The sequence below is a fragment of the Leclercia sp. UBA5076 genome, from assembly GCF_002416465.1.
Taxonomy (GTDB): domain Bacteria; phylum Pseudomonadota; class Gammaproteobacteria; order Enterobacterales; family Enterobacteriaceae; genus Enterobacter.
Map to the genome: position 1 here is coordinate 218,616 of NZ_DIAO01000018.1, position 15,741 is coordinate 234,356.

Sequence of the window (15,741 nt, forward strand, 5' to 3'; positions counted from 1 at the left end):
GGTAAGCGCAGCGCCACCCGGCAATCAGGCTTCAGGATATTCCTGAAATTTCCCTTAGGGCTGAAATTTTTTCTCAGGCACGCTAAGGTGTTAACTCCGTTTTCTCTCAACACAGGCACCCTTACACGACGGTGATGGTTGTTTCCCCCCGTATTCGTTCGCTGTTTCTTCTCCTCTGTTATGCCGGAGCCGTTCACGCTGCCCCGAATTCGTTTATCCATCAGGCGCAAAATCCGTTCGATAATAATGGCGACAGCCTGCCGGACTTAGGCATGGCGACCCCGACGGGGGAAAGCGAAAAGCATCTGGCGGAGATGGCGAAAGCGTTCGGCGAAGCCAGCATGACCGACAACGGCCTGACCACCGAGGAGCAGGCCCGGCAGTTTGCCCTGGGCCAGGTGCGGGACGCCGTCAGCCAGGAGGTGAACCAGCACATTGAGTCCTGGCTTTCGCCGTGGGGCAATGCCAGCGTCGATCTGCTGGTCAATGACGAGGGGCGCTTCACCGGCAGCAAGGGGAGCTGGTTTATACCCTGGCAGGATAACAACCACTACCTCACCTGGAGTCAGCTCGGCCTGACCCAGCAGGAGGACGGCCTGGTGAGCAATGCAGGCATCGGCCAGCGCTGGGTGGCGGGCAAATGGCTGCTGGGTTACAACACCTTTTATGACAATCTGCTCGATGAAAACCTCCAGCGCGCCGGGCTCGGCGCCGAAGCCTGGGGCGAATACCTGCGCCTGTCGGCCAACTACTATCAGCCGTTTGCCAGCTGGCGTGACAGCTCGGAGGTGCAGGAGCAGCGCATGGCGCGCGGGTACGATATCAGCGCCAACGCCAGGCTGCCCTTTTATCATCACCTCAACACCAGCATCAGCTTTGAACAATATTTTGGCGACAGCGTGGATCTGTTTCACACCGGCACCGGGTATCACAATCCGCTGGCGGTCAACCTCGGGTTGAACTACACCCCGGTGCCGCTGGTGACCCTTTCCGCCGGGCATAAGCAGGGGGAGAGTGGGGTGAGCCAGAACAACCTTGGCCTGAAGCTCAACTACCGCTTCGGGGTGCCGCTGAAAAAACAACTCTCCGCCAGCGAAGTGGCTGAAAGCCGCTCCCTGCGGGGTAGCCGCTACGATCCGCCTGAGCGTCAGAACCTGCCGGTGCTGGAGTTCCGCCAGCGTAAAACGCTCTCGGTGTGGCTGGCGACGCCGCCGTGGGATCTTAAGCCTGGCGAAACGGTCATGCTGAAGCTGGATATTCGCAGCCGACACGGGGTGCGTTCCCTGCACTGGCAGGGCGATACGCAGGCGCTGAGCCTGACCTCACCGGCGAAGGCCAGTGACAGCGAAGGCTGGAGTATTATCCTGCCGGCGTGGGACAGCAGTGAGGGGGCGAGCAACCGCTGGCGGCTGTCGGTGGTGGTGGAAGATGAAGCGGGGCAGCGTGTCTCTTCCAATGAGATCACGCTTGCCCTGACGGAGCCGCTACTGGCGCTGCCAGAGGAGGATCCGCGCTGGACGCTGCTGCCGGAGGAGTAAACTCAGAAAATGCGCTCCTGGTGTACCCAGACCGCCGCTTCCACCCGTGACTTCAGCTTCATCTTCTTCAGCATATGCTTTACATGGACTTTGACCGTGCTTTCGGTGATGTCCAGACGGCGGGCGATCATCTTGTTTGGCAATCCCTGGGCAATGAGCTTGAGGATATCGCGCTCGCGCGGGGTCAACTGGCTGACGTCGCGATCGGAGGTGGCACGGTTGGCGCGCAGGCTGGCCGCCAGTACCGGGGTCAACGCTTCGCTCAGCACCATGTCGCCAGCCGCCGCCTGTTGCAGCGATTTCAGCAGATCTTCCGGTTCCATGTCTTTCAGCAGGTAGCCGTCGGCGCCACGTTTCAGGGCGGTGACCACATCCTCTTCATGGTTGGAGACGCTGAAGACCACCACGCGCCCGGAGAGCGATTTTTCGCGCAGCTTATCCAGGGTTTCGAGGCCGTTCATGCCGGGCATATTCAGGTCGAGCAGGATCAAGTCAGGATCGAGGGCCTCGGCCAGTTCAATGCCCTGTTCCCCGTTGCTGGCTTCGCCCACGACGGTGATATCCGACGCCATGCTGATAAGTTGTTTAACACCGGTGCGCAGCATCGGATGGTCGTCGATCAACAGGATTGTAGCGGGCTCCTGATTAGACATGATGTTCTCCTTGAGCAGTGAAAAGAGGCTTTTCGGGAATAAAGGTGACGATAACGTCCGTTCCGCCCGATTCGCTCCGGCGGACCTGACAATCTCCGCGCAGGCTTTGCGCGCGGTCTCGCATAATAATCAGACCATAGTGGTTACTGCGTTCGGCGTTTTCCGGGATCCCGCAGCCGTTGTCACGCACCACCAGCCTGACCTGGTTTTCGTGCTGGCTCACGGTGAGCGAGACCGCCGTCGCCCCGGCGTGTTTCAGGGCGTTGCTTAACGCCTCCCGGGCGATCTGCAGCAGATGAATAGCCTGATGAGAGGGCACGAAACGGGGTGGTAGCTGATAGTCCAGCGAGACGGTGAAGCCGAGCCGGGCGCTAAACTCCTGACAGCTGGCCTCCAGGGCAGGCCGCAGGCCGGGCTCCGTCAATTGCAGGCGGAAGGTGGTCAGCAGTTCACGCAATTGTATCCAGGAGGTGTTCAGCTCGTTGCGGATCTGGCTCAGAAGCTGCTTGCTGCTCTCCGGCAGATCCGTGTCCTGCATCTGTAGACAGCTGACCTGCATCTTCATGCAGGAGAGGGACTGGGCGATAGAGTCATGCAGTTCGCGGGCAATGGTGGCGCGCTCTTCCATCACAATCAACTGCTGCTGTTTTTCCTGATGACGGTCGAGGGCTAACGTCGCGGTCAGCTGCTCCACCAGCGTATCGACCAGCTGCTGCTGATCGTGGCTGAGATGACGTCCGGCGGGCAGCGTTGCCAGTAAGATGCCATATTGCGTCAGGTTATCTGCCAGGCGCCACTTCAGGGTTATCCCGCTGGTGGTCAGCGGCGGCAGGCCGCGCGGGCAGAGGTGGCAGCCAATTTCATCGCAGCTGGCATCCGACTGACAGGTAAATTCCTGATGATTCTCTTCATCTTCCAGGTCGTATACGCGCAGTTCGATGTCGTGCAGCTGGGTCAGATTCTGCAGGCCGTTAAGCACCGGCGAGAGGCGCTCGCACAGCGGCACCTGGGAGTGCAGGCGGCGGTTGGCCTGCCAGAGGAAGGAGAGGATCTCGTTTTTCTGCTCCAGCCCGGCGGTTTTTTCACGCACGCGCTGCTCCAGCACCGCATAACTCTCGGCCAGCTCGCCGGACATGGTGTTCAGCGCCTCGCCGAGCATCGCCATCTCATTGCGTCCGTTGATGTGGGCGCGCTGGGTAAAATCACGCTGGGTCACGGCGCGGGCCATCGCCAGCAGCTGGCGCCAGGGGTGCAACAGCCGGGCGCGCAGCCAGAGGATGGTGAAGACCAGCAGCAACCCCATGAAGACCGCTATCAGTTGCTGCAACAATACTACCCGGCCGATACGCAGCTCGGTGCTGTGATCGAACGCCGAAACCAGAGTATCCAGACGGCTGACAAAGCCGGAGACATCCTGGGCTACCGCATCCGGATTACGCGCCTGTCGCAGCCCGGGCATTAACTGGGTATGCCAGTAAGTCTGCAGGGCCTTCAACTGCGCCTGCTGACGATCGCGGCGGGCGGCGATTTCCAGTTCGGGGCTGAACGCCGTTGCTTCCATTTCGTCGAGTAACGCCTGGTCTTTGGCTTCCAGTGGGATGGCCGCCAGCAGGCGATAACTCTGCATGCGCAGTGAACCGGCCTTATTAATGGCGTGCGCGCTGCCCTGAACGCCCTGAACCAGCCAGCCGGAGATCGCCATCCCTGTCACCCCGATCCCGGTAGACAGCATGACAATCAGCACCAGTTGGTTAACCAGCGTGAGTGGTGAAAAACAGCGTTTAAACATAGGGCAGTCTGGCTCCTGACAATGCCTGGACTCGGCAAGAACTCTATTCTCAGGCAACCCCTGGAGTATACCCATACCCCAAAAGGATTACCTACTAATTGCCATTGGAGGGGTGAATGGGAGGAGAGGGGTAAGCGGGGGGAGCAGTACCGTGAAAAACCACACCTTTTTCACTGAAAAGCGCTACTCACTTTGGAGGATAGCGATTTTCAGGCCATAAAATTGCCCACCTTCCCATTGATTTATATCAACTTCCTGTCGGCTTAAAACCCTGATCTTTGTGGCAACTTTTAAGAATCAGAGGTGTCTATGAGTCACTCTACTACCCCCGAAAGGGATTCTGGCGCAGTCATTACCGAGTGGCGTCCGGAAGATCCGGCGTTCTGGCAACAGCGCGGCAAACGTGTAGCAAGTCGTAATCTGTGGATTTCCGTTCCCTGTCTGCTGCTGGCGTTCTGCGTCTGGATGCTGTTCAGCGCCGTCGCCGTTAACCTGCCGAAAGTGGGCTTCACGTTTACCACCGATCAGCTGTTTATGTTAACCGCGCTGCCTGCGCTCTCCGGCGCACTGCTGCGTGTCCCTTATGCCTTTATGGTACCGGTGTTCGGCGGACGCCGCTGGACCGCGTTCAGTACCGGCATCATGATCATTCCGTGCGTCTGGCTCGGCTTTGCGGTACAGGATACCTCTACACCGTTTAGCACCTTCGTGATCATCTCTCTGCTGTGCGGCTTTGCAGGGGCAAACTTTGCCTCCAGCATGGCGAACATCAGCTTCTTCTTCCCGAAACAGAAGCAGGGCGGGGCGCTGGGGATCAACGGCGGCCTGGGCAACATGGGCGTCAGCGTAATGCAGCTGATTGCGCCGCTGGCGATCTCGGTCTCTATCTTTGCGGCCTTTGGTGGCGCAGGCGTGGAGCAGGCTGATGGCTCGTACCTGTTCCTGCAGAATGCGGCGTGGATCTGGGTACCGTTCCTGGTGGTCTTTACCCTGGCCGCATGGTTTGGCATGAACGACCTGGCGGCATCGAAAGCGTCACTCAGCGAACAGCTGCCAGTGCTGAAGCGCGCCCACCTGTGGATCATGGCGCTGCTCTATCTGGCAACGTTCGGCTCCTTTATCGGCTTCTCTGCCGGGTTTGCGATGCTGTCCAAAACCCAGTTCCCGGATGTGCAGATCCTGCACTACGCCTTCTTCGGGCCGTTTATTGGTGCCCTGGCACGCTCTACCGGCGGGATGATCTCTGACCGTCTGGGCGGCACCCGCGTCACGCTGGTGAACTTTGTGGTGATGGCTATCTTCTGTGCCCTGCTGTTTATGACCCTGCCGGTAAACGGCGTGGGCGGCAACTTCGGCGCCTTCTTCGCGGTCTTTATGGTGCTGTTCCTGACCGCCGGGCTGGGGAGTGCCTCTACTTTCCAGATGATTTCGGTGATCTTCCGTAAACTGACGATGGATCGCGTTAAAGCGCAGGGCGGCACTGAGCAGCAGGCGATGCGTGAGGCGGCTACTGACACCGCAGCCGCACTGGGCTTTATCTCAGCGATCGGCGCGATTGGCGGGTTCTTTATTCCGAAAGCTTTTGGTATCTCGCTGGATCTGACCGGCTCGCCGGCGGGTGCGATGAAGGTGTTCCTGATTTTCTATATCGTCTGCGTGTTTGTCACCTGGCTGGTATACGGACGGAATTCTAATAAAAAGTAAGTTTGATTATCCGTTTGCGCGGCCTGGTGCCGCGCTTTTTTTAACCTGCAATTAGTTACAACATACTTGAAGGGGGAGCCGCCGTTAGCATGCGGCCACTGTGATCGCCATCGCTAAACAGGCTTACCTACCCCTTAATACCGCTGGGGTTAAATGTTACGCGCGCTTTTGTAGGATAAATAAATAATGACCATATAAAACAGTAAGTTACATTATTGTATTCTGTACCGCTTTGGTGGTAGTCGAAAATTTACCCTTCTGAACATCCCCAGCTCCCCTTGATCGTTATCAATTCTCCTCCTCTTTCAGAGCGTTACCTTCGCTGCAAATCAGCAATGTCGATTTAGAGAGCCACAGGCTCCATACAGGAGATACCCGATGAGCAAATTTTTGGACCGGTTTCGCTACTTCAAACAGAAGGGCGAAACATTTGCCGATGGGCACGGCCAGGTTCTGGAGACTAACCGGGACTGGGAAGACGGTTACCGTCAGCGCTGGCAACATGACAAAGTCGTACGTTCGACCCACGGCGTAAACTGCACCGGCTCCTGTAGCTGGAAGATTTTCGTCAAAAATGGTCTGGTGACCTGGGAAATGCAGCAGACCGACTACCCGCGCACCCGCCCGGATATGCCAAACCACGAACCGCGCGGCTGTCCCCGTGGTGCCAGCTACTCCTGGTATCTCTACAGCGCTAACCGCCTGAAATACCCGCTGATGCGTAAACGCCTGATGAAAATGTGGCGTGAAGCGAAAGCGCAGCACAGCGATCCGGTTCTGGCCTGGGCCTCTATTATCGAAGATGCCGACAAAGCGAAGAGCTTCAAACAGGCTCGCGGTCGCGGCGGCTTTGTACGCTCCTCCTGGCAGGAAGTGAATGAGCTGATTGCCGCTTCCAACGTCTATACCGTGAAAACCTACGGCCCGGACCGCGTGGCAGGCTTCTCGCCAATCCCGGCGATGTCGATGGTCTCCTACGCCTCTGGCGCGCGTTATCTGTCGCTGATCGGCGGCACCTGCCTGAGCTTCTACGACTGGTACTGCGACCTGCCGCCTGCCTCTCCGCAGACCTGGGGTGAGCAGACCGACGTTCCGGAATCCGCCGACTGGTACAACTCCAGCTACATCATCGCCTGGGGCTCTAACGTTCCGCAGACCCGTACCCCGGATGCCCACTTCTTTACCGAAGTGCGTTACAAAGGCACCAAAACCGTAGCCGTGACGCCGGACTACGCCGAAATCGCCAAGCTGTGCGACCTGTGGCTGGCACCGAAGCAGGGTACCGATGCGGCCATGGCGCTGGCGATGGGCCACGTCATGCTGCGTGAGTTCCACGTCGACAAGCCAAGCCAGTACTTTACCGACTACGTGCGTCGTTACACCGACATGCCAATGCTGGTCATGCTCGAAGAGCGTGACGGCTACTATGCCGCAGGCCGCATGCTGCGTGCCGCCGATCTGGTGGATGCGCTGGGCCAGGAAAACAATCCGGAGTGGAAAACCGTTGCCTGTAACAGCAATGGCGAGCTGGTTGCACCGAACGGCTCTATCGGTTTCCGCTGGGGCGAGAAAGGTAAATGGAACCTTGAGCAGCGTAACGGCACGACGGGTGAAGAGACCGAACTGCGCCTCAGCATGCTGGGCAGCCAGGACGAGATCGCCGATGTTGGCTTCCCGTATTTCGGCGGCGAAGGCTCCGAGCACTTCAACAAGGTGGAGCTGCAGAACGTCCTGATGCACAAACTGCCGGTGAAACGCCTGCAGCTCGCCGACGGCTCTAGCGCCCTGGTGACCACCGTGTATGACCTGACCCTGGCCAACTACGGCCTGGAGCGCGGTCTCGGTGATGAAAACTGCGCCACCAGCTATGACGACGTAAAAGCGTACACCCCGGCCTGGGCGGAGCAGATCACCGGCGTTCCACGGGCGCAGATTATCCGTACCGCACGTGAGTTTGCCGATAACGCCGATAAGACCCACGGTCGTTCAATGATCATCGTCGGTGCCGGTCTGAACCACTGGTATCACCTCGATATGAACTATCGCGGTTTGATCAACATGCTGATCTTCTGCGGCTGCGTGGGTCAGAGCGGCGGCGGCTGGGCACACTACGTGGGCCAGGAAAAACTGCGTCCGCAGACCGGCTGGCAGCCGCTGGCGTTTGCCCTTGACTGGCAGCGTCCGGCGCGTCACATGAACAGCACCTCTTATTTCTATAACCACTCCAGCCAGTGGCGCTACGAGACGGTTACCGCGCAGGAGCTGCTGTCGCCGATGGCGGATAAATCCCGCTACAGCGGTCACCTGATCGACTTCAACGTCCGCGCTGAACGCATGGGCTGGCTGCCCTCCGCGCCTCAGTTGGGTACTAACCCGCTGCGCATTGCGGAAGCGGCGAAGAAAGCGGGCATGACCCCGGTGGATTACACCGTCAAATCCCTGAAAGAGGGTTCCATCCGTTTCGCGGCAGAACAGCCGGAAAACGGTAAAAACCATCCGCGTAACCTGTTCATCTGGCGCTCCAACCTGTTGGGCTCGTCCGGTAAAGGTCACGAGTACATGCTGAAATACCTGCTCGGTACCGAAAACGGCATCCAGGGCAAAGATCTCGGCAAGCAGGGCGGCGTGAAGCCGGAAGAGGTGGAGTGGAAAGACAACGGTCTCGACGGCAAGCTGGATCTGGTGGTGACCCTCGACTTCCGTCTCTCCAGTACCTGCCTGTACTCCGATATCGTGCTGCCTACCGCTACCTGGTACGAAAAAGACGACATGAATACCTCGGATATGCATCCGTTTATTCATCCGCTCTCTGCGGCCGTTGACCCGGCGTGGGAATCGAAAAGCGACTGGGATATCTACAAAGAGATCGCGAAGAAATTCTCTGAAGTCTGCGTAGGGCACCTTGGCAAAGAGACCGACGTGGTGACGCTGCCCATCCAGCACGACTCCGCCGCCGAACTGGCGCAGCCGCTGGACGTGAAGGACTGGAAAAAAGGCGAATGCGACCTGATCCCGGGCGTAACTGCACCGCACATTATTCCGGTTGAACGTGACTACCCGGCCACTTACGAACGCTTTACCTCTATCGGCCCGCTGATGGAGAAAATCGGTAACGGCGGGAAGGGGATCGCCTGGAATACCCAGAGCGAGATGGATCTGCTGCGTAAGCTCAATTACACCAAGGCAGACGGCCCGGCGAAAGGCCAGCCGATGCTGAACACGGCGATTGATGCGGCAGAGATGATCCTCACCCTGGCACCGGAAACCAACGGTCAGGTGTCGGTGAAAGCCTGGGCGGCGCTGAGCGAGTTTACCGGTCGCGACCATACCCATCTGGCGCTGAACAAAGAAGACGAGAAGATCCGCTTCCGTGATATTCAGGCGCAGCCGCGCAAAATTATCTCCAGCCCGACCTGGTCTGGCCTGGAAGATGAACATGTCTCTTACAACGCGGGTTACACCAACGTTCACGAGCTGATCCCATGGCGTACCCTCTCCGGGCGTCAGTCCCTGTATCAGGATCACCAGTGGATGCGTGACTTCGGTGAAAGCCTGCTGGTGTACCGTCCGCCAATCGACACCCGCTCGGTGAAAGCGGTGATGGGCGCGAAATCGAACGGCAACCCGGAGAAGGCACTGAACTTCCTGACGCCGCACCAGAAGTGGGGTATCCACTCCACCTACAGCGACAACCTGCTGATGCTGACCCTGTCCCGTGGTGGTCCGATTGTCTGGATGAGTGAAGCGGACGCCAAAGATCTGGGGATCGAAGATAACGACTGGATCGAAGTCTTCAACAGTAACGGCGCCCTGACGGCGCGTGCGGTGGTGAGCCAGCGCGTACCGGCCGGGATGACCATGATGTACCACGCGCAGGAACGCATCGTGAACCTGCCGGGGTCTGAGATCACCGAGCAGCGCGGCGGGATCCACAACTCTGTGACCCGTATTACGCCGAAACCAACCCATATGATCGGCGGTTATGCCCAGCTGGCCTACGGCTTTAACTACTACGGCACCGTAGGATCGAACCGCGATGAGTTCGTGGTGGTACGTAAGATGAAGAACATTAACTGGTTAGACGGCGAAGGGTGTGACCAGGTACAGGAGAGCGTAAAATGAAAATTCGTTCACAAGTCGGCATGGTGCTGAATCTGGATAAATGCATCGGCTGTCACACCTGCTCAGTCACCTGTAAAAATGTCTGGACCAGCCGGGAAGGGATGGAGTACGCCTGGTTCAACAACGTGGAAAGCAAGCCGGGCACCGGCTTCCCGACCGACTGGGAAAACCAGGAGAAGTGGAAGGGCGGCTGGATCCGTAAAATCAACGGCAAGCTGCAGCCGCGCATGGGTAACCGCGCGCTGCTGCTGGGTAAAATCTTTGCTAACCCGCATCTGCCGGGCATCGATGATTACTACGAGCCGTTTGATTTTGACTACCAGAACCTGCACAACGCGCCGGAGAGCAAACACCAGCCGATCGCCCGTCCACGCTCGCTGATCACCGGTCAGCGCATGGACAAGATCACCAGCGGGCCAAACTGGGAAGAGATTCTGGGCGGCGAGTTCGAAAAACGCGCCAAAGACCAGAACTTCGAGAACATGCAGAAGGCGATGTACGGCCAGTTCGAAAACACCTTCATGATGTACCTGCCGCGCCTGTGCGAACACTGCCTCAACCCGGCGTGTGTCGCCACCTGTCCGAGCGGCGCCATCTACAAGCGTGAAGAAGATGGCATCGTGCTGATCGACCAGGACAAGTGCCGCGGCTGGCGTATGTGCATCACCGGCTGCCCGTACAAAAAGATCTACTTTAACTGGAAGAGCGGTAAGTCTGAGAAGTGCATCTTCTGCTACCCGCGTATCGAAGCCGGGATGCCAACCGTCTGCTCCGAGAGCTGTGTAGGCCGTATTCGCTACCTCGGCGTACTGCTCTATGACGCTGACGCGATTGAGAACGCGGCGAGCACCGAGAACGAGAAAGATCTCTATCAGCGTCAGCTGGATGTGTTCCTCGATCCGAACGATCCGAAGGTGATCGCCCAGGCGCTGAAGGACGGTATTCCGCAGAGCGTGATCGACGCCGCGCAGCAGTCGCCGGTCTACAAAATGGCGATGGACTGGAAGCTGGCCCTGCCGCTGCATCCGGAATACCGCACATTGCCGATGGTCTGGTACGTGCCGCCTCTGTCGCCAATCCAGTCTGCGGCGGATGCCGGTGAGCTCGGCAGCAACGGAATCCTGCCGGACGTCGAAAGCCTGCGTATCCCGGTTCAGTACCTAGCGAACCTGCTCACCGCAGGGGATACCCAGCCGGTGCTGCTGGCCCTGAAACGTATGCTGGCGATGCGCCACTTCAAACGCGCGGAAACCGTTGACGGCGTCATCGATACCCGCGCCCTGGAAGAGGTGGGCTTAAGCGAAGCCCAGGCCCAGGAGATGTACCGCTACCTGGCGATTGCCAACTACGAAGACCGTTTCGTGGTGCCGAGCAGCCACCGTGAGCTGGCGCGTGAAGCCTTCCCGGAGAAAAGCGGGTGTGGCTTTACCTTCGGCGACGGTTGCCACGGTTCAGACAACAAATTCAACCTGTTCAACAGCCGCCGCATCGACGCGATGGATGTGACCAGCAAAACGGAGCCGCACCAATGATTGAACTCGTCATTGTTTCGCGTCTGCTCGAGTACCCGGATGCTGCGCTGGCGCAGCATCAACAGGAACTCTTCGATGCACTCGCGTCATCGGAAAACCTGGATAAAGAGGATGCCCAGAAACTGGGCGTTTTCCTCCGCGATCTGTTAGCGCGCGATCTGCTGGATGCGCAGTCTGACTACAGCCAGCTGTTCGACCGGGGCCGCGCCACCTCGCTGCTCCTGTTTGAACATGTTCACGGCGAGTCCCGCGATCGCGGTCAGGCGATGGTGGATTTAATGGCCCAGTATGAGCAGCACGGCCTGCATCTCGACAGCCGCGAGCTGCCGGATCATCTGCCGCTCTACCTGGAGTATCTGGCACAGCTGCCAAAAGAAGAGGCGCTGGGCGGCCTGCAGGATATCGCCCCGATCCTGGCGTTACTGAGCGCGCGTCTGCAACAGCGTGAAAGCCGCTATGCGGTGCTGTTCGAACTGCTGGTGAAGCTGGCTAACGCCTCGGTCGACAGTGAAAAAGTGGCGGAGAAAATCGCCGATGAAGCGCGCGACGACACCCCACAGGCGCTGGATGCGGTCTGGGAAGAGGAGCAGGTGAAGTTCTTTGCTGACCAGAGCTGCGGTGAATCGGAAATCTCTGCTCACCAGCGTCGTTTTGCCGGTGCCGTTGCCCCGCAATATTTGAATATCTCTAACGGAGGACAGCAATAATGCACTTCCTGAATATGTTCTTCTTCGATATCTATCCGTACATTGCGGGTTCGGTATTTCTGATTGGTAGCTGGCTGCGTTACGACTACGGCCAATACACCTGGCGCGCCGCCTCCAGCCAGATGCTGGATCGCAAAGGGATGAACATGGCATCCAACCTGTTCCACTTCGGGATTCTGGGGATTTTTGCCGGTCACTTCCTCGGAATGCTCACCCCGCACTGGATGTATGAATCCTTCCTGCCGATGGACGTGAAGCAGAAGATGGCGATGATTGCCGGCGGCGCCTGCGGCCTGATGACCCTGGTGGGCGGCCTGATGCTGCTGAAGCGTCGTCTGTTCAGCCCGCGCGTTCGCGCCACCACCACCGGGGCGGATATCCTGATCCTCACCTTGCTGATGGTGCAGTGCGCGCTGGGTCTGCTGACCATTCCGTTCTCGGCTCAGCACATGGACGGCAGCGAAATGCTGAAGCTGGTGGGTTGGGCACAGTCGGTGGTGACCTTCCATGGCGGTGCGTCTGAGCATCTGGACGGCGTGGCGTTTATCTTCCGCGTGCACCTGGTGCTGGGCATGACGCTGTTCCTGCTGTTCCCGTTCTCCCGTCTGGTGCATATCTGGAGCGCGCCGGTGGAGTACATGACGCGCAAATACCAGATTGTGCGCGCCCGTCGCTAATCCGCCGTTTTCATCTCAACCCCGCTCTGGCGGGGTTTTTTTTCGCCCCAGCCGAGGTTGTTACCCGCAGCGGCAAACAGGATCAGCGCTCCGCCAGCCAGTTGGGTGAGGCTGAGCGCATGCCCAAACAGCAGGTTATCGACAACGAGCGCGACGACCGGATAGATAAATGACAGCGAGCCGATGATGGGAGTAGGGAGCTTCTGAATGGCGCTGTATAACAGTTGATACATCACCCCCGTGTGCACGATGCCCAGCGTCAGCAGAATCGCCCACGGGAAATCGCGGGAGAAGGTCGGCATATGCGCCAGCGGCAGCAGCATCACCACACCGGTTAACACCTGGATAAAGGCGATGTGCTGCGGTGTAATGGTCTGTAATTTGCGCGTGATAATGGCAGTGAGGGCGTAAAAGAAAGCGGCACCCAGCGCGAGGCCGATCCCCGAAAGCCATTGTGCGCTGTGTCCGCCGGTCAGCTCGCTGGAGAGCAAAATCACCACCCCGCCAAAGGCGAGGAACAGCCAGCCCCATTTCACCAGACTCACCCGCTCGCCCATCAGCATACCCATTAACACCAGCATAAAGGGCTGGGTGTTATAGACCACCGTCGAAAGTCCGATGGAGATACGTTCGAACGCGGCAAACAGCAGCAGCCAGTTAACGACCAGCGCAATGCCGCCAAGAATGGCCAGACCCAGGGTTACTTTGGTTAACGGGCTAAAAGGGCGTTTACTGAAACGAATAAAAAGAAACAGCGCCATGGCGCCGATCAGACAGCGCCAGAACACTACGTCAGTGACCGGCAAGCCGGAAAGCAGCACAAAAGCCCCGATAGAGCCGGATATCAGCATCGCCAGGCTCATCTGCCAGACGCCTTGTTGAATGTCGCGCATCGTACACCTCCTGATTATTGCCTCTATTGTTAAAAAACGGTGTCCGATTTAACAGCGCTGAATTAAGGTAAAAGGAGAGGTTTGCTTTTATAAATTAGGTGAATGTTATGGATTACCTTATCGATGAGATCGACCGCCATATTCTGCGTTGTCTGGTAGAGGATGCGCGTTTGTCGCTGAAAGTCTTAAGCGCCCGGGTTGGGCTCACATCACCCAGTACGGCAGAACGCTTAAAAAGGCTGGAAGAGCGGGGCATCATTCAGGGGTATGGTGCGCGGGTAAACCTGGCCGCGCTGGGTTACACGCTGCAGGCGCTGGTGCGCGTGCGACCGTTACCGGGGTTATTGCATAAAGTGGATAAATACATCCAGCAGATGCCCGAGTGTATTGAAAGCGACAAAGTGACCGGCGAGGACTGTTTCGTTATCCGCCTGGTGGTGCGCTCCATTGAACAACTGGATACGTTGCTGGATGGACTGGCAGAACATGCGCAGTGCAACACCTCGATTGTGAAGAGTTCACCGGTGACCCGTCGGTTGCCCCCGTTGTAAGGGATTTCGCCGGGTGGCGGCTGCGCCTTACCCGGCCTACGAGTATGGTACGGTTTTGTAGCCCCGGTAAGCGCAGCGCCACCGGGGAAAAGGTGCGCGTAACAGCAAGACTATTTATTTTTTAACTGAGAAGTTTAAAGCGATTTAGAAGTGATGGTGGTGGGGGAAGGATTCGAACCTTCGAAGTCTGTGACGGCAGATTTACAGTCTGCTCCCTTTGGCCGCTCGGGAACCCCACCAGGGGTAATTCAGATTTTGAGGTGAAACTTGAAGATGGTGGTGGGGGAAGGATTATTCGTCGCTTCGCTCCTCACCCTCCGGGCCGTTGCCTCTGGCAACGTTGTCTCGCTTGCGCTCGACTCGAACCTTAATCGAAGGTTCTCACCCTTCCCGACAAGTGCAAACATCGCTATATCTCATCGGTATTACCACATCGCTGTGGTGAATAATGGTGGTGGGGGAAGGATTCGAACCTTCGAAGTCGATGACGGCAGATTTACAGTCTGCTCCCTTTGGCCGCTCGGGAACCCCACCACGGGGTAATGCTTTTACTGGCCTGCTTCCTTGTGGGAAGCGGGGCGCATCATATCAAATGACGCGCCCCTGTAAAGACTTCCTTTGCATAAATGAATCGTTTGCCTGATTTTTACGCATAAAGACGCAAAGCTAATCAATTCATTTTATAAAGGATTAAAGAATAATCGTTCGGTTACCGTAGACAAAGACGCGCTGCGCCAGCACCTGATAGAGCGCGCGGCTTAAGACATTTTTTTCAACGTCGCGGCCGGCACGCATCATATCTTCCGCCGTGTAGGTGTGATCGACATGAATCACGTCCTGCATGATGATTGGACCTTCATCCAGATTGTCATTCACGTAGTGTGCCGTTGCGCCGATGATTTTCACGCCGCGTTCGTACGCCTGGTGATAAGGACGCGCGCCGATAAAGGCCGGCAGGAACGAGTGGTGAATGTTGATAATCTTATTCGGGAAGCGGGCAACGAATGACGGCGTCAGGACGCGCATATATTTCGCCAGCACCACGTAATCCGGGTTATGCGCTTCGATGGCCTGCGCCATTAAATTGTCATGCTCTTCGCGGGTATGGCCTTCATGGCTGACCAGCTCAAACGGAATATCAAAACGCTCAACCAGCGTACGCAGCGTCTCGTGGTTACCAATGACCGCGGCGATCTCAACATCCAACCCGCCATAGTTGGCTTTCATCAGCAGGTCGCCAAGGCAGTGTGCCTCTTTGGTAACCAGGATCACCACCCGGCGGCGACCGGCGGGGTTCAGTTCACGCACGGAACCTTCCGGCAGCGCGCCGTCCAGATCGGCCAGCAACGTCGCGTCATTGAAGATCCCTTCCAGCTCGGTACGCATAAAGAAGCGGCCGGTACGGTGATCAACAAACTCGTTGTTCTGCACGATATTCAGTTCATGTTTGTAGCAAATATTGGTGATACGGGCGATCAGCCCTTTCTGGTCGGGACAAATGGTGCGCAGCACTTTACGTTGTGTTGATTGCATTGCCGGAAAATCCTTACGTGTTTGCTTGAATCGTGTTGTCAG

Annotated in this window: 11 protein-coding genes, 2 tRNA genes and 1 other RNA gene; 7 read left to right on the top strand and 7 right to left on the bottom strand. The window is 57.6% G+C overall.

The genetic code is table 11. The features are described from left to right. Positions 1–134 precede the first annotated feature (134 nt). The gene (locus B3X29_RS18340) at positions 135–1,538 is read left to right on the top strand and encodes a YchO/YchP family invasin (RefSeq protein ID WP_156654665.1); all 1,404 of its coding nucleotides are present in this window, start codon (positions 135–137) and stop codon (positions 1,536–1,538) included. 2 nt (positions 1,539–1,540) lie between these two features. On the opposite strand, the gene narL is transcribed toward B3X29_RS18340, so the two are convergent. Next, positions 1,541–2,191 (bottom strand): two-component system response regulator NarL, encoded by a 651-nt coding sequence (narL, locus tag B3X29_RS18345; RefSeq protein WP_032611305.1) that lies wholly within the window; start codon positions 2,189–2,191, stop codon positions 1,541–1,543. Next, complete coding sequence (narX, locus tag B3X29_RS18350; protein WP_159339473.1) at positions 2,184–3,980, bottom strand: nitrate/nitrite two-component system sensor histidine kinase NarX; 1,797 nt, start codon at positions 3,978–3,980, stop codon at positions 2,184–2,186. Before narX ends, narL begins: the two co-directional genes overlap by 8 nt. A gap of 309 nt (positions 3,981–4,289) precedes the next feature. Between narX and B3X29_RS18355 the strand changes: the two genes are divergently transcribed. The 5 genes from B3X29_RS18355 to narI all read left to right on the top strand — a co-directional run bounded on the left by B3X29_RS18355 (position 4,290) and on the right by narI (position 12,722). Further along, a complete protein-coding gene (locus B3X29_RS18355; RefSeq protein ID WP_103179932.1) occupies positions 4,290–5,684 on the top strand; it encodes a NarK family nitrate/nitrite MFS transporter in 1,395 nt (464 codons plus the stop codon). A 378-nt stretch (positions 5,685–6,062) separates the two neighbouring features. After that, complete coding sequence (locus tag B3X29_RS18360) at positions 6,063–9,806, top strand: nitrate reductase subunit alpha (RefSeq protein WP_156654664.1); 3,744 nt, start codon at positions 6,063–6,065, stop codon at positions 9,804–9,806. Continuing rightward, positions 9,803–11,338, top strand: a complete 1,536-nt coding sequence (gene narH / locus B3X29_RS18365; protein WP_103179930.1) for a nitrate reductase subunit beta — start codon at positions 9,803–9,805, stop codon at positions 11,336–11,338. Before B3X29_RS18360 ends, narH begins: the two co-directional genes overlap by 4 nt. After that, the gene (narJ, locus tag B3X29_RS18370) at positions 11,335–12,045 is read left to right on the top strand and encodes a nitrate reductase molybdenum cofactor assembly chaperone (RefSeq protein WP_103179929.1); all 711 of its coding nucleotides are present in this window, start codon (positions 11,335–11,337) and stop codon (positions 12,043–12,045) included. The genes narH and narJ overlap by 4 nt, the downstream gene beginning before the upstream one ends. Then, positions 12,045–12,722 carry a respiratory nitrate reductase subunit gamma gene (gene narI, locus B3X29_RS18375; RefSeq protein WP_103179928.1) on the top strand — a complete coding sequence of 226 codons (678 nt, stop codon included), beginning with the start codon at positions 12,045–12,047 and terminating at the stop codon, positions 12,720–12,722. Before narJ ends, narI begins: the two co-directional genes overlap by 1 nt. On the opposite strand, the gene B3X29_RS18380 is transcribed toward narI, so the two are convergent. Continuing rightward, positions 12,719–13,615 (bottom strand): DMT family transporter, encoded by an 897-nt coding sequence (locus B3X29_RS18380; RefSeq protein WP_103179927.1) that lies wholly within the window; start codon positions 13,613–13,615, stop codon positions 12,719–12,721. The genes narI and B3X29_RS18380 overlap by 4 nt on opposite strands. A gap of 107 nt (positions 13,616–13,722) precedes the next feature. Between B3X29_RS18380 and B3X29_RS18385 the strand changes: the two genes are divergently transcribed. Beyond that, the gene (locus B3X29_RS18385) at positions 13,723–14,166 is read left to right on the top strand and encodes an Lrp/AsnC family transcriptional regulator (protein WP_159339472.1); all 444 of its coding nucleotides are present in this window, start codon (positions 13,723–13,725) and stop codon (positions 14,164–14,166) included. Positions 14,167–14,320: 154 nt separating this feature from the next. Here the strand turns inward: B3X29_RS18385 and B3X29_RS18390 are convergent. The 4 genes from B3X29_RS18390 to purU all read right to left on the bottom strand — a co-directional run bounded on the left by B3X29_RS18390 (position 14,321) and on the right by purU (position 15,699). After that, positions 14,321–14,405: transfer RNA gene (locus tag B3X29_RS18390), tRNA-Tyr, on the bottom strand. Between the two features lie 35 nt (positions 14,406–14,440). Continuing rightward, positions 14,441–14,572: non-coding RNA, RtT sRNA (locus B3X29_RS18395), on the bottom strand. Positions 14,573–14,615: 43 nt separating this feature from the next. After that, a tRNA-Tyr gene (locus B3X29_RS18400) sits at positions 14,616–14,700 on the bottom strand. A gap of 156 nt (positions 14,701–14,856) precedes the next feature. After that, on the bottom strand, positions 14,857–15,699 hold the full coding sequence (gene purU / locus B3X29_RS18405) for a formyltetrahydrofolate deformylase (RefSeq protein WP_103179925.1): 843 nt from the start codon (positions 15,697–15,699) through the stop codon (positions 14,857–14,859). Between the last annotated feature and the right edge of the window lie 42 nt (positions 15,700–15,741).

Bases quoted from the DNA above. Each gene is read 5' to 3' on its own strand.
- B3X29_RS18385 (WP_159339472.1), top strand. From the start codon at position 13,723: ATGGATTACCTTATCGATGAGATCGACCGCCATATTCTGCGTTGTCTG.
- narL (WP_032611305.1), bottom strand. From the start codon at position 2,191: ATGTCTAATCAGGAGCCCGCTACAATCCTGTTGATCGACGACCATCCG.
- B3X29_RS18360 (WP_156654664.1), top strand. From the start codon at position 6,063: ATGAGCAAATTTTTGGACCGGTTTCGCTACTTCAAACAGAAGGGCGAA.
- B3X29_RS18380 (WP_103179927.1), bottom strand. From the start codon at position 13,615: ATGCGCGACATTCAACAAGGCGTCTGGCAGATGAGCCTGGCGATGCTG.
- narH (WP_103179930.1), top strand. From the start codon at position 9,803: ATGAAAATTCGTTCACAAGTCGGCATGGTGCTGAATCTGGATAAATGC.
- B3X29_RS18340 (WP_156654665.1), top strand. From the start codon at position 135: ATGGTTGTTTCCCCCCGTATTCGTTCGCTGTTTCTTCTCCTCTGTTAT.
- narI (WP_103179928.1), top strand. From the start codon at position 12,045: ATGCACTTCCTGAATATGTTCTTCTTCGATATCTATCCGTACATTGCG.
- narX (WP_159339473.1), bottom strand. From the start codon at position 3,980: ATGTTTAAACGCTGTTTTTCACCACTCACGCTGGTTAACCAACTGGTG.
- B3X29_RS18355 (WP_103179932.1), top strand. From the start codon at position 4,290: ATGAGTCACTCTACTACCCCCGAAAGGGATTCTGGCGCAGTCATTACC.
- narJ (WP_103179929.1), top strand. From the start codon at position 11,335: ATGATTGAACTCGTCATTGTTTCGCGTCTGCTCGAGTACCCGGATGCT.
- purU (WP_103179925.1), bottom strand. From the start codon at position 15,699: ATGCAATCAACACAACGTAAAGTGCTGCGCACCATTTGTCCCGACCAG.